This window comes from Thermomonas sp. HDW16, from assembly GCF_011302915.1.
GTDB lineage: Bacteria > Pseudomonadota > Gammaproteobacteria > Xanthomonadales > Xanthomonadaceae > Thermomonas.
Genome location: NZ_CP049872.1, coordinates 2,507,157 through 2,519,592 on the forward strand (window position 1 = coordinate 2,507,157; position 12,436 = coordinate 2,519,592).

At 65.8% G+C, this 12,436-nt stretch carries 15 protein-coding genes; all 15 read right to left on the minus strand.

Annotated features, from left to right (window positions below):
- Window positions 1-31: 31 nt before the first annotated feature.
- Window positions 32-739 carry a 7-cyano-7-deazaguanine synthase QueC gene (gene queC / locus G7079_RS11905; protein WP_166057506.1) on the minus strand — a complete coding sequence of 236 codons (708 nt, stop codon included), beginning with the start codon at window positions 737-739 and terminating at the stop codon, window positions 32-34.
- Window positions 736-1,425 (minus strand): 7-carboxy-7-deazaguanine synthase QueE, encoded by a 690-nt coding sequence (gene queE / locus G7079_RS11910; RefSeq protein WP_166057507.1) that lies wholly within the window; start codon window positions 1,423-1,425, stop codon window positions 736-738. The genes queC and queE overlap by 4 nt, the downstream gene beginning before the upstream one ends.
- Window positions 1,426-1,434: 9 nt before the next feature.
- Window positions 1,435-2,217: a tol-pal system protein YbgF gene (ybgF, locus tag G7079_RS11915; protein WP_166057508.1), complete on the minus strand. Its 783-nt coding sequence runs from the start codon at window positions 2,215-2,217 to the stop codon at window positions 1,435-1,437.
- On the minus strand, window positions 2,217-2,759 hold the full coding sequence (gene pal, locus G7079_RS11920; RefSeq protein ID WP_166057509.1) for a peptidoglycan-associated lipoprotein Pal: 543 nt from the start codon (window positions 2,757-2,759) through the stop codon (window positions 2,217-2,219). The genes ybgF and pal overlap by 1 nt, the downstream gene beginning before the upstream one ends.
- A 113-nt stretch (window positions 2,760-2,872) precedes the next feature.
- Window positions 2,873-4,180, minus strand: coding sequence for a Tol-Pal system beta propeller repeat protein TolB (gene tolB, locus G7079_RS11925; protein ID WP_166057510.1), 1,308 nt, complete (start codon window positions 4,178-4,180; stop codon window positions 2,873-2,875).
- 93 nt (window positions 4,181-4,273) lie between these two features.
- Window positions 4,274-5,152, minus strand: a complete 879-nt coding sequence (locus G7079_RS11930; RefSeq protein ID WP_166057511.1) for a cell envelope integrity protein TolA — start codon at window positions 5,150-5,152, stop codon at window positions 4,274-4,276.
- A 10-nt stretch (window positions 5,153-5,162) separates the two neighbouring features.
- A complete protein-coding gene (tolR, locus tag G7079_RS11935; RefSeq protein ID WP_166057512.1) occupies window positions 5,163-5,618 on the minus strand; it encodes a protein TolR in 456 nt (151 codons plus the stop codon).
- A 4-nt stretch (window positions 5,619-5,622) separates the two neighbouring features.
- Window positions 5,623-6,411, minus strand: a complete 789-nt coding sequence (tolQ, locus tag G7079_RS11940) for a protein TolQ (RefSeq protein ID WP_166057513.1) — start codon at window positions 6,409-6,411, stop codon at window positions 5,623-5,625.
- 15 nt (window positions 6,412-6,426) lie between these two features.
- Window positions 6,427-6,861 (minus strand): tol-pal system-associated acyl-CoA thioesterase, encoded by a 435-nt coding sequence (gene ybgC / locus G7079_RS11945; RefSeq protein WP_240906182.1) that lies wholly within the window; start codon window positions 6,859-6,861, stop codon window positions 6,427-6,429.
- The gene (ruvB, locus tag G7079_RS11950) at window positions 6,854-7,879 is read right to left on the minus strand and encodes a Holliday junction branch migration DNA helicase RuvB (protein WP_166057515.1); all 1,026 of its coding nucleotides are present in this window, start codon (window positions 7,877-7,879) and stop codon (window positions 6,854-6,856) included. The genes ybgC and ruvB overlap by 8 nt, the downstream gene beginning before the upstream one ends.
- Before the next feature lie 43 nt (window positions 7,880-7,922).
- A complete protein-coding gene (locus tag G7079_RS11955) occupies window positions 7,923-9,845 on the minus strand; it encodes a potassium transporter Kup (RefSeq protein ID WP_166057516.1) in 1,923 nt (640 codons plus the stop codon).
- Between the two features lie 22 nt (window positions 9,846-9,867).
- Window positions 9,868-10,455 (minus strand): Holliday junction branch migration protein RuvA, encoded by a 588-nt coding sequence (ruvA, locus tag G7079_RS11960; RefSeq protein WP_166057517.1) that lies wholly within the window; start codon window positions 10,453-10,455, stop codon window positions 9,868-9,870.
- Window positions 10,452-10,976, minus strand: coding sequence for a crossover junction endodeoxyribonuclease RuvC (ruvC, locus tag G7079_RS11965; protein ID WP_166057518.1), 525 nt, complete (start codon window positions 10,974-10,976; stop codon window positions 10,452-10,454). Before ruvC ends, ruvA begins: the two co-directional genes overlap by 4 nt.
- A 24-nt stretch (window positions 10,977-11,000) precedes the next feature.
- On the minus strand, window positions 11,001-11,723 hold the full coding sequence (locus G7079_RS11970; RefSeq protein ID WP_166057519.1) for a YebC/PmpR family DNA-binding transcriptional regulator: 723 nt from the start codon (window positions 11,721-11,723) through the stop codon (window positions 11,001-11,003).
- Window positions 11,724-11,755: 32 nt separating this feature from the next.
- Window positions 11,756-12,418, minus strand: a complete 663-nt coding sequence (locus G7079_RS11975) for an alpha/beta fold hydrolase (protein WP_166057520.1) — start codon at window positions 12,416-12,418, stop codon at window positions 11,756-11,758.
- Window positions 12,419-12,436: the final 18 nt, after the last annotated feature.

Below are 12,436 nucleotides of genomic sequence, written 5' to 3' on the forward strand. Positions count from 1 at the left end.
TCGTGCCCGACATTGCGCCGGGGCGCGCATTCTAACCGATGGCGCCGTCAACGTAACGCGTGGGATCGGCCACGCCGGCTTCGGCGAAGCCTTGCGCGCGCAGGCGGCAGGCGTCGCAGTGGCGGCAGGCACGGCCTTCGGCATCGGCCTGGTAGCAGCTGACGGTCTGCGAGAAATCCACGCCCAGGCGCAGGCCTTCGCGGACGATGTCGGCCTTGCTCATGCGCATCAGGGGCGCGTGGACGCGGAAATTGCTGCCCTCGACGCCGGCCTTGGTGGCGAGGTTGGCCAACACCTCGAATGCCGCGATGAATTCCGGCCGGCAATCCGGATAGCCCGAATAGTCCACCGCGTTGACCCCGCAGAACAGGTCGGTGCTGCCCAGCACTTCGGCCCAGCCCAGCGCCACCGACAGCATGATCGTGTTGCGCGCCGGCACGTACGTGGATGGGATGCCTTCCCCGATCACATGGCCGTCGTCGTCGATGGGCACGTCGATGTCATCGGTGAGCGAGGAACCGCCGATGCTGCGCAGGTCCACGTGTACGGTCTTGTGCGCGATGGTGCCCAGCGCATTGGAAACGCGGCCGGCGGCATCGAGTTCGGAGGTGTGCCGCTGGCCGTAGCGCACGCTGAGCGCATGCACGTCGAAACCGGCTTCGCGGGCGATGGCCAGCACCACCGCCGAGTCCATGCCGCCGGACACCAACACCACGGCAGGTTTGCGGGATGCGTTCATCGGCCGGGCTCGTCGTTCCACAAGAGTTTGTGCAGCTGCATCTGGAAGCGCACCGGCAATTTCTCGGCGACGATCCAGTCGGCAAGTTCGCGCGCCGGGACTTGGGTAGCACTGGGTGAAAACAGCACGTCGCAGACCTCGTGCAATTTGTGTTCGGCGACAATATTTTTCGCCCAGTCAAAATCCGCGCGCGAACAAATCACGAACTTCACCTGGTCGTGCGGGGTGAGCAGCGCCAGGTTGTCCCAGAGGTTGCGTCCGACTTCGGCAGAACCCGGCGTCTTGATGTCCAGCACGCGCGAGACGCGCGGATCCACGCCGGCGATATCGATGGCGCCGCTGGTTTCCAGCGAAACGCCGTAGCCGGCATCGCACAACTTCGCCAGCAGTTGCAGGCAGCGTTTCTGCGCCAGCGGTTCGCCGCCGGTCACGCAGACATGGCGCGCGCCGTGTGAAGCAACTTCGGCGAGGATCGTGTCGATGTCCCACCACTGGCCGCCATGGAAGGCGTAGGCGGTGTCGCAGTACTGGCAACGCAGTGGGCAGCCGGTGAGGCGCACGAATACAGTCGGCCAGCCGGCATCGCGGGCTTCGCCTTGCAGGGACAGGAAGATCTCGGTGAGTTTCAGCCGCTCGGGCTGGAGCGGGGCCGCCGATGCGGCGGCCGCATCGGCGACAGCGTTCATGCGGGCATTTTACCGGTTGCCAGCGATCTGCATCGCACGCAGGCGATCATCCGCCGTGCGCGCCACATCACTGCCGGGATAGCGCTGCACCACCTGGTGCAGGGTCGCGTCCGCGCCGCGGTAATCCTTCAGCCCGTATTGGGCCAGACCGCGCTTGAGCAACGCACCGGGTGCCTTGTCGTGGGTCGGATAGCGATCCAGCAATGCCTGGAACTGTTCGCCCGCAAGCGCGTAGTTCTGGGTCACGTAGTAACTCTCGCCCAGCCAGTACAACGCGTTCGGCGCGTATTGGCCACCGGGATAGGCGGCCAGGAAATCGCGGAAGCGGCGCGAGGATTCAACGTAATCGCCCGTTTTCAGCGCATCGAAGGCATGCGCATAGGCACCGCGTTCGTCCATGCCGACCATCGCGTTTGCAGCTGGCGTCGTGTCGTTCGATGCCGTGGCTGCTGGCGTCACGGTGGGTGCCATTGCCGCAGGCGTCGTTGCCGTCGGCGTGGCATTGTCGCCTTCGAGGCGGTTCAAGCGCCCATCCAGATCCAGGTACTGGCTACGCTGGCCCTGCTTGGCCTGTTCCAGCTGCTGTTGCAGCTGTTCGACCTGGCCGCGCAGTTCCTGCACTTCCGAGCGCAGCTGTGAAATCTGGTTGACCAACTCCGTGCCGTTCTGGTCGCCCGCGTTGCGCGCTTCCAGTGCAGCCACGCGGTCGGCCAAGCTGGCGCGTTGTGCGGACGCCAGCGGCGATGCGATGAGCATCGCCGCCAGCAGGACGGTCATGGTCCCGACGCGCATCACTTGGCGCTGTAGACCAGTTCGACGCGGCGGTTCTGCGACCAGCAGCTTTCGCCAGATTCGTTGCAGACCGGCCGTTCCTCGCCGTAGCTGATCACGCTCAGCTGGCTGCCGGAGCCGCCGTTGGCCTGCAACGCGGAGGACACCGCGTTGCCGCGGCGCTCGCCGAGGCCGAGGTTGTACTCGCGGCTGCCGCGCTCGTCGGCATTGCCTTCCAGGCGCAGGCGCGCGGACGGACGATCGCGCAGGTACTTGGCATGGCAGCTCATCGCGGCCTGGAACTCGGGCTTCAGCGCATCCTGGTCGAGGTCGAAGTACACCACCTTGTTGCGCAGGCAAGCATCGGTATCGAGGTCGCCCGGGCCGTACGCACCGGGACGGGTGGACGCGCCGTCATCGATCGGCGTGGTGGTGGTCGTGCCGGTGCTGCCGGTATCTGTCGGCGGGGTCTCCTTGACCTTCTTGCTGCAGCCGACGGCGACGGCGCTGGCCAGTGCGACCAGGAACAGGGTGCGTGCGATGCGGGAAGCGGATAAGTTCATCGGGGATCCTTCGTCGGCTCGTTTGCGTGGAATCGAGTGTAGTGCTTGCGTGTTCAGCTTGTGTCGATGGCGTTTGGCGTTTGGCGTTTGGCGTTTGGCGTTTGGCGCTTGTGTCACTTCTTGCGATACGGCGACCACGCCGGCTCGCGCACATCGCCGTCGGACAGCACCAGCCGCTGGCGCACCCGGGCATCGGCAGAGACCGCGTACAGCACGCCGCGACGGCCTTCGCGGGCCGCGTACAGCACCATCGCACCGTTCGGGGCGAAGCTGGGGGATTCGTCCAGCGAACCGGGCGAGAGCATGCTCCAGCGGCCGCTACCCACGCTGCGGTCGTACAGCGCGATGCGATAGGTATTGCCGGCACCCTGCGCAGTGGCGATCTTCTTGCCGTCGAAGCTGACCGAAGGACTCGCGTTGTAGCTGCCTTCGAAGCTGATCCGGGTCGCGCCGCCGCCATTGGCGGACACCTGGTAGATCTGCGGGCGGCCACCGCGATCCGAGGTGAAGTACAGGCTGCTTCCGTCCGGGCTCCAGCTCGGCTCGGTATCGATGCCGAAGTGATTGGTCACCTGGGTCAGGTGCTTGCTGCCCAGGTCCATCACGTAGATATCCGGGTTGCCACCCTTGGACAACGTCAGCGCCAGACGCCCGCCATCCGGCGAGAAGCTCGGCGCGCCATTGATGCCGCGAAAGCTGGCGACCTTCTCGCGCGAACCGCTCGCGATGTCCTGGATGTACACGCCGGAATTGCCGCCTTCGAAGCTGACATAGGCCAGCCGGCGGCCGTCCGGGCTCCACGATGGCGACATCAGCGGCTCGGTGGAATTCACCACCGTGCGCGGGCCGTAGCCATCGGCATCGGCCACCATCAGCCCATAGCGCGACTGGCGACCCAATCCACTCGCGGTCACGTAGGCGATCCGGGTCCAGAACGCGCCTGGCACGCCCAGGATTTTCTCGTACACCGCATCGCTGATCTGGTGCGCAACGTCGCGCATCGCGCCGGCCGGCGCGGTCAGCGCGAAGCCGAGCAGGCGTTCCTGCTTGGCCACGTCGAACAATTCGTATTCGGTGCGGTAGCCGCCGCCATCCGGCACGCAGCGGCCGATCAGCAGGAAGTCCTGCTTGAGCATGCGCCAGGTCGGATAGGCGACATCGCTGCCCTGGGTGGGGCGTTCCGGCAGTGCGGACACATCCAGCGCACGGAACTGGCCGGAGCGGCCGAGGTCGACGCGCACCACGCCGCCCACGTCGGTCTGCCCGCAATCGCCACCAAACGGCACCACCGCGATCGGCAGGGCCGCGGCATTGCCGCCGACGATGTCGATCTCCAGCCCCTTCGATTGGGCGAATGCGCCGAGCGGCAGCACGGAACACAGGATCAGGGCGAAACGCGACGCGCGACAGGCTCGGGTCATGGGTACTCGGATTCCATCAGCAATGTGAACAGGGTCGCCGATTCATCTGTCCGAAGGATGAACGCGGCCGGACCGTGCGGCCAGCACGGGCCTTCAGCGGTCTTCGGCGATGAAGTTCAGGTCGAGATTGCGGCTGAACACGGCCTCGAACCCGGCATAGGGCAGCGGTGAGGCCTTGAGGATCGCGGCCTCCACCGAGCGACGGCCCAGTGCGTCGTATGGGCAGGACGGGGCGATGTCGACGTTGACCACCTCGCCACCCGGGATCTGGCGGATCGTGATGCGGCAGCGTTGGCCCAGCTCGACCGTTTCCGGCCGTGTCCACTGCCGGAGGATGGCTTCCTGCAAGGCCGCCGCATACTGCTTGCCAAGATTCGAATCCTGGCCGCGATTTCCCGGCGGTGGGGATGCCGGATTGCTTCCCACGGGCTGTTGCGCGCGCGCATCCGCCAGCTGCTGCGCCCGCATCTCGGCCTGTGTGCGCTCCTTCGCCGCCTGTTCGCGCTGCTTGCGGATTTCTGCAAGCAGGCGCTCGCGGCGCTGCGCATCGAGATCCACCTGATCCGGCTGTTTGCGTTTTTCTTCCTGCTCGTTCGGTACCTTCGCCACATCCGGCGATATCGCATCGCGCTGCACTTTTTCCTGCTCGACCGGTTCAGGGTCGGGCACGGGCGCCGGTGGTGGCGTGTCTTCGGCCACGGGTTGCGGCAATGGCTCTGGTTCCTGCTCGACGACAGGTTGCTCAACGACCGGCCGCGGCAATGCCTCGGGCATGCGCTGCATGGCACTGCGCATCGACGCGCTCAACGCAGACGGGTCGATCAAATCGGCTTCGATCGGATCGCCTGCGGCAGGTTCCATCATGTTGCTGCGCGTCCACTGCAGACCGGCGAACATCAACGCGAACAGCAACACGTGCAGGCCGAATGCCTGCAGCAATGCCACCCGTGTATCACTGCGCGTCTCTTTCATGCACGGGGGCTCACTTGCCCTTTCTGTCCGCCGGGTTGCCCATCAGGCCGGCGCGGCTGACCTTGGCTTCGCGCTGCAACAGCGTGAGCACCTCGTACACGGTCTGGTAATTGACATCGCGATCGCCGGCCACGTACACCGGTAATTGCGGGTCGGCCTCGATGAACCCCTTGACCTTGGCCACCAACTCCGCGCGATCCACCACCTGCGGCCGTTCAAGGCCTTCGTAGGTCATCGCCAATGCGCCGTCGCTGGCCACCTGCACCACCACCGGCTTGGTGTTCTTCTGTTCCAGCGGCTTGGCATCGGACTGCGGCAGGTTCACGTCCACGCCCACGTTCAGCAGTGGTGCGGTGACCATGAAGATGATCAGCAGCACCAGCATCACGTCGATGTACGGCACGACGTTGATCTCGGCCTTGAGCTTCTTCCTGCGATGCCGGCGGCTTGCGGTTGCGAGGGCCATGGCGTCAGTCGTCCAGGTGGGCCTGGCGCTGCAGGATCGAGGAGAACTCCTCGCTGAAGGTGTCGTAGCGCACCGCCATGCGTTCGGCACGGGTGGCGTAGCGGTTGTAGGCCCACACCGCCGGGATCGCCGCGAACAGGCCCATCGCGGTGGCGACGAGCGCCTCGGAAATGCCCGGCGCCACGGTGGCGATGGTGGCCTCCTTCATCGAAGCCAGGCCCTGGAACGAAATCATGATGCCCCACACGGTGCCGAACAGACCCACGTACGGACTGATCGAACCGACGTTGGCGAGGAACTCGAGGTTGCGCTCGAGTCCGTCCAGTTCGCGCGAGGCCGCCGCGCGCATGCCGCGTTGCGCGCCCTCCAACTGCATGCGCGCATCCACGCCACGGCGCTGGCGGATGCGGTTGAACTCGCGCATGCCGCCTTCGAAGATCGCCTCCAGTCCTTCCACGCTGCGATTGCGCTCGCTCGCGTTGGCGTAGAGCCTCGACAATTCCGCCCCCGACCAAAACGCTTCTTCGAAGCGATCCGCTTCCTTCTCCGCGCGATCCAACACCCGCTTCTTGCGCAGGATGATCACCCACGAAGCCAGCGAGGCGAATAGCAACAGCAGCATCACCAGTTGCACCGGCAGGCTGGCGTGCAGCACCAGCTGCAGGATGTTCAGACCGCCATCACCTTGCACGGCGGCCGCCTGCGTGCCGGCATCGGCCAGTTCCACCGCGGTGGCCGCGCCATTCTCGGGCAGCGCCTGCGGCAGGGATTGCAACATCGTCGACACGGGCATCAATCCAGTCTCCACTCAGTCTTGTTCGATCAGGTGTTTCTTCAATTCGGCCAGTATTGCGGCCGGGATCGCGCGCGGGCGGAAGTTCGATGCCGACAGCGCCGCGATTCGCACTTTCGCCTCGACTAGCAACCTGCCGTCGCACAGCACCTGCTGTGCGACCACGAAGCTCGCGCTGCGGCATTCAATCAGGGACACGCTGACTTGCAGCTGATCGTCCAGCCGGGCCGGCGCGCGGAAGTCGATATCCATCGCCCGCACCGCGAACACGAGGTCGTCGCGTTCGCGCAGCAATTGCTGCTCCCAGCCGCCCGCACGCAGCCATTCACTGCGCGCGCGTTCCATGAACGCCAAGTATTGCGCATGGTAGACCACGCCGCCTGCATCAGTGTCTTCCCAATAGACCCGTGCTGGGAAGGTGAACGTCCTTCCGGAAGCCGGCTCAGCCATCGAACAGTTCCGCATTGCCCGCCTTCGGCTTGAAGCCCAGGTGGCGATACGCCTTCGGCGTAGCCATGCGCCCGCGCGCGGTGCGGATCAGATAACCCTGCTGGATGAGATACGGCTCGATCACGTCTTCCAGCGTGCCGCGCTCTTCGGACAATGCCGCCGCCAGCGATTCCACGCCCACCGGGCCGCCATCGAAGGCATCGATGATGATGCCGAGCATGCGCCGGTCGAGTTCGTCGAAGCCTTCCGGATCGACCTTGAGCATGTCCATCGCCGCGCGGGCGATCCGGGTGCCGATGCTGCCGTCGCCCTTGACCTGCGCGTAGTCGCGCACGCGCCGCAGCAGGCGGTTGGCGATGCGCGGGGTACCGCGCGCACGGCGGGCGATCTCGCCAGCGCCGTCCGCATCACAGGCGATGCCGAGGATCTGCGCGGAGCGGCGCACGATGCGGGTGAGTTCCTCCGGCGAATAGAACTCCAGCCGTTGGACGATGCCGAAACGGTCGCGCAGCGGTGCGGTCAGCAGGCCGGCGCGGGTGGTGGCGCCGATCAGGGTGAACGGCGGCAAATCGAGCTTGATCGAACGCGCGGCCGGGCCTTCGCCGATCATGATGTCGATCTGGTAGTCCTCCATCGCCGGGTAGAGAATTTCCTCGACCACTGGCGACAGGCGATGGATCTCGTCGATGAACAGCACGTCGTGCGGCTGCAGATTCGTGAGCAATGCCGCGAGGTCGCCGGCCTTCTCGATCACCGGCCCCGAGGTCACCCGCAGGCTGACGCCAAGCTCATTGGCGATGACGTGACTGAGCGTGGTCTTGCCGAGACCGGGCGGGCCGAAGATCAGCACGTGGTCGAGCGCTTCGCTGCGCCCCTTGGCGGCCTCGATGTAGATCTGCATCTGCTCGCGTACCGGCTGCTGGCCGAGGTATTCGTCCAGCTTGCGCGGGCGGATGCTGGCCTCGATGGCCTCGTCCTCGCGGGTGGCGGCGGGGGCAATGATGCGGTCGTCGGTCATGCCGGGATTATCACCGAGATTCAAGCGCCGGCCGCCCTATCGCTCAGATCTCGATCTGCGCCCCCAGCTCCACCAGCCGATTGCCGGGAATCCGGAAAAAGCCGGTTGCCGGCGCGGCATTGCGATGCATCAGCGCGAACAGCTTGTCGCGCCAGATCGGCATGCCGCCGTAACGGGTGGCGACGATGGTCTCGCGGCTGGCGAAATAGGTGGTGTCCATCGGATTGAAGACCAGGTCGCACTGGTCGCAGCTGCGCATCAGCGCCAGCGGCACGTCCGGCGTCTCCATGAAGCCATAGCGCACGACCACCCGGTAGAAGTCGTTACCGGCGATCGATTCGATCTTCAGGCGCTTGTCCTTCGGCGCATACGGCACGTTGAGCGTGTCCACGGTCAGGAATACGTTCTGTTCGTGCAGCACCTTGTTGTGCTTGAGGTTGTGCAGCAGCGCGTGCGGCACCACGCCCTTGTCGGCGGTCAGGAACACCGCCGTGCCGGGCACGCGCACCGGTGGTGCCAGCATCAGCCCGGGCAGGAAGGTATCCAGCTGGATGCCCTCCTTGCGCACTTCCTCGTGCAACAGCTCGCGGCCACGGCGCCAAGTGCGCAGGATGGTGAACACCACCAGGCCCAGCAGCAACGGGAACCACGCGCCATCGAAGAATTTGGCGCCATTGGCCACCACGAAACCGACATCGATGATGAAGAACACCACGCACAGCGGCAGCACCCAGAACCGCGCCTTCGGCCACAACGCGCGCGCGACGATGGCCAGCAGCAGGGTGTCGATCAGCATCGTCACCGACACCGAGATACCGTACGCCGCGGCCAACGCCGAGGAGCTGCGGAACGTCAGCACCACCACCAGCACCAGCAGCATCAGCATCCAGTTCACGAACGGCACGTAGATCTGCCCGATCGCCTGGGTGGAGGTATGCCGCACCTGCATGCGCGGCACGTAGCCCAGCTGCATCGCCGCGCGCGCCACCGAGAACGCGCCGGTGATCACCGCTTGCGAGGCGATCACGGTGGCCGCGGTCGCCAGCACGATCATCGGGAACAGCAACGATTGCGGCACCGCTTCGTAGAACGGGCTGCGTACGTCACTCGGATTCAGCAGAAGATTCGCGCCCTGCCCCAGGTAGTTCAACATCAACGAGGGCAGCACCAGCCCATACCAGCCATAGCGAATCGGGCGTGCGCCGAAATGCCCCATGTCCGCGTACAGGGCTTCGCCGCCAGTCACCGCCAATACCACCGCGCCCAGGATCAGTACCGAATGCCAGCCGTGGGTGAAGAAGAAATTCATCGCCCACCACGGATTGAAGGCCTTCAGCACTTCGGGGGCCTGGATCAGGTTGTACACGCCAAGCCCAGCCAAGGTGAGGAACCACAACACGGTGACCGGCCCGAACACCTTGCCCACTTTTTCGGTGCCGTAGCGCTGGCTCATGAACAAGGTGAGCAGGATGACCACCGTGATCGGCACGATGTAGTGATCCAGTTGCGGCGCGGCAACGCGCAGGCCCTCCACCGCCGACAGCACCGACATCGCCGGCGTGATCACGCTGTCGCCGAAGAACATCGACGCACCGAAGATGCCGAGGATGCCGACGATGTAGACCGAGCGCCCGCCCTTCGGCAGGGTGCGCTGGGCCAGCGCCATCAACGCCATGATGCCGCCCTCGCCCTCGTTGTCGGCGCGGGTGATGATGGTCACGTACTTCAGCGTCACCACCAGCATCAGCGCCCAGAAGATCAGCGAGAGGATGCCGAGCACGGTGTCGTGATCCGGGGTCAACCCGAAGTGCGGCGCGAACGCCTCCTGCAAGGCATACAGCGGACTGGTGCCGATGTCGCCGAACACCACGCCGATGGCGCCCACCACCAATCCGGCTAGGCCGACATGGGCATGACCGTTCGGTTGCGGGAGGGGAATCTTGCTGGAAGAAACAGAATCGGACATTCGGTTCCGGGAAACCCCGGCCTCAGCGAAGCGCGGACTGTAGCGCTTTACGGATGATGGCGGCAGCCTCGTCGCCATCGGAAGCGGCCTTGCGCGCCATGCGCTCGGCCTCGGCGGGCTTGTAGCCCAATGCCTGCAAGGCGGTGATCGCTTCGCTGAGCGGATCGCCGGGCAATCCGCTGGCGCTGGCCAGTGCGCCACTGCCCAGGTCCGCCGCGCGATCGCGCAGCTCCACCACCATGCGCTCGGCGGTCTTCTTGCCGATGCCGGGAATGCGCGTCAGCGCGGTCACGTCGCTGGCCTGCACCAGCCGCGCGAAGTCATCGACCGATACGCCGGACAGCACCGCCAACGCGATTTTCGCGCCGATGCCGCTGACTTTCTGCACATCGCGGAACAGGCGGCGTTCGGTTTCGCGCAAGAAGCCGTACAGCGAGACGCTGTCTTCCTTTTGCGCGTAGTGGGTGAACAGGAACACTTCGCGACCCACGTCCGGCAAGTCGTAGAACGTGCTCATCGGCGCTTCCAGCTCGTAGCCGACGCCGTGCACTTCGATGACGAGCCACGGCGGCGCCTTGTGGATCAGCACGCCCTTCAATCGTCCGATCATCGTGATTTCCTCCAGGCGGTGCGCGTCGCCACGCCCAGCCGGTTCGCCGTCGCGCGCACATGCGCATGAGTGATCGCCACCGCCAGCGCATCGGCCGCGTCCGCCTGCAGTTTGCCCTGCAGTCCCAGCATGATGCCGACCATGTGCTGCACCTGTTTCTTGTCGGCGCCACCGCTGCCGACCAGGCCCAGCTTGATTTCCTTGGCCGCGTATTCGCTGACCGGCAGGTCGCGCGCCACGCAGGCGGCGATCGCCGCGCCGCGCGCTTGCCCGAGTTTCAATGCGGACATCGCGTTGTTGGAGAGGAACACCTGCTCGATCGCCACTTCATCCGGCGCGTATTCCTCGATCAGCGCCCACAACCCGTCCAGCAACTTGCGCAGGCGCAGCGGGAAGGATTCGGCATCCAGCAGCACCAGCGGCTGGTGGTGCACATGCACGACCTTGCCATCGGCGGCCACGTCGATGATGCCCACGCCGGTCCGTTGCGAACCGGGGTCGATGCCGAGGATGCGTGTCACGTCGCGGAGCCGCGTCGTCGTGGCTTACGCCGCGGCACCCAGGTCGGCGTTGGCGTACACGTTCTGCACGTCGTCCATGTCTTCCAGCCACGCCAGCAGCTTGGTCACCTGCTCGGCGGTGTCGCCTTCGACCGCGATATCGTTGTCCGCACGCATGGTGACTTCGGCGAAACCGGGGGCCAGGTTTGCCGCTTCCATCGCCGCCTTCACCTCGCCAAAAGCCTCCGGCGCGGTGATCACGTCGATGGCGCCGTCGTCGTACACGGTCACGTCTTCGGCGCCGGCGTCGATGGCGGCTTCGGTGATCGCGTCTTCATTCGCGCCGGTGTCGTAGCTGAGCACACCCTGCTTCTTGAACATGAAGGCGACCGAGCCTTCGGTGCCCATGTTGCCGCCGAACTTGCCGAACGCGTGGCGCACATCGGCCACGGTGCGCACGCGGTTGTCGGTCAGGCAGTCCACGATCACCGCCACCCCGCCGGGCGCGTAGCCCTCGTAGCGGATTTCCTCGTACTCCACGCCTTCCAGCTCGCCGGTGGCCTTCTTGATGGCGCGCTCGATCACGTCCTTGGACATGTTGACCGCCAGGCCCTTGTCGATGGCGCTGCGCAGGCGCGGGTTGCCGGCCGGATCGCCGCCACCGGCGCGCGCCGCCACGGAGATCTCGCGGATCACCTTGGTGAAGATCTTGCCGCGCTTGGCGTCGACCGCATTCTTGCGACCTTCGATGGAAGGACCACGTCCCATTGCATCGTCCAGCTGAAACTCGAAGTCGCGAATTATACGGCCGGCGTTTCGACGGCGTACTCGAAGCGGCCATGGCGCAGGAAATGTGCGGTCTGTCGCACCGCTGCGGCCGACAGCACCAGCCCGGTATGGCTGCTGTGGACGATGCAGTGGTCGGTGAGGCCCGGCAGGCGGGTTTCGTCCAGCCCCACGGTGCCATCCGAGCCGCCTTCGAAGCGGGCGAACAGCCGGCCCATGCCGCGCGCACGGTCGCCGGCCACCACCCCGACCTCGGCCGCGCCCTCCCAACGCTCCAGCCCACCCCGCAGCAGCGGTGCGCTGCGCCCGAGCAGCGGCCGCGCCCAGGGCAGTGCGGCCAGGTTGCGTGCGGTCAGGCTGCCGCGCAGCGGCGAGCCCAGGCAGACCACCCGCGCCACCGCCAGTTCCGGCGCGGCACGCAACGCTTCCAGTGCGATCAGCCCGCCCAGGCTGTGGCCGACCAGCGCATCGGTGGGCTCGCGCCGCAGGCGCTCGATCAACCGTGGCACGGCACGTTCGGGGCCATCCAGCACGCTGGCATAGCCAAACAATTCGGTCTGGAAGCCCTGCGCGTGCAGCCGAGCCGCCAACGGCCGCAGCCACCAGTCCGCGTTGAGCAGGCCATGTACCAGCACGATGCGCTGGCCTTCCCGCACTGCATGAGTGGAATCGTGCATGTCGTGCAGCATACGGCC

Coding starts and splice junctions, on each gene's coding strand:
- queC (WP_166057506.1), bottom strand. CDS start 739: ATGAACGCATCCCGCAAACCTGCCGTGGTGTTGGTGTCCGGCGGCATG.
- queE (WP_166057507.1), bottom strand. CDS start 1,425: ATGAACGCTGTCGCCGATGCGGCCGCCGCATCGGCGGCCCCGCTCCAG.
- ybgF (WP_166057508.1), bottom strand. CDS start 2,217: ATGCGCGTCGGGACCATGACCGTCCTGCTGGCGGCGATGCTCATCGCA.
- pal (WP_166057509.1), bottom strand. CDS start 2,759: ATGAACTTATCCGCTTCCCGCATCGCACGCACCCTGTTCCTGGTCGCA.
- tolB (WP_166057510.1), bottom strand. CDS start 4,180: ATGACCCGAGCCTGTCGCGCGTCGCGTTTCGCCCTGATCCTGTGTTCC.
- G7079_RS11930 (WP_166057511.1), bottom strand. CDS start 5,152: ATGAAAGAGACGCGCAGTGATACACGGGTGGCATTGCTGCAGGCATTC.
- tolR (WP_166057512.1), bottom strand. CDS start 5,618: ATGGCCCTCGCAACCGCAAGCCGCCGGCATCGCAGGAAGAAGCTCAAG.
- tolQ (WP_166057513.1), bottom strand. CDS start 6,411: ATGCCCGTGTCGACGATGTTGCAATCCCTGCCGCAGGCGCTGCCCGAG.
- ybgC (WP_240906182.1), bottom strand. CDS start 6,861: ATGGCTGAGCCGGCTTCCGGAAGGACGTTCACCTTCCCAGCACGGGTC.
- ruvB (WP_166057515.1), bottom strand. CDS start 7,879: ATGACCGACGACCGCATCATTGCCCCCGCCGCCACCCGCGAGGACGAG.
- G7079_RS11955 (WP_166057516.1), bottom strand. CDS start 9,845: ATGTCCGATTCTGTTTCTTCCAGCAAGATTCCCCTCCCGCAACCGAAC.
- ruvA (WP_166057517.1), bottom strand. CDS start 10,455: ATGATCGGACGATTGAAGGGCGTGCTGATCCACAAGGCGCCGCCGTGG.
- G7079_RS11970 (WP_166057519.1), bottom strand. CDS start 11,723: ATGGGACGTGGTCCTTCCATCGAAGGTCGCAAGAATGCGGTCGACGCC.
- G7079_RS11975 (WP_166057520.1), bottom strand. CDS start 12,418: ATGCACGATTCCACTCATGCAGTGCGGGAAGGCCAGCGCATCGTGCTG.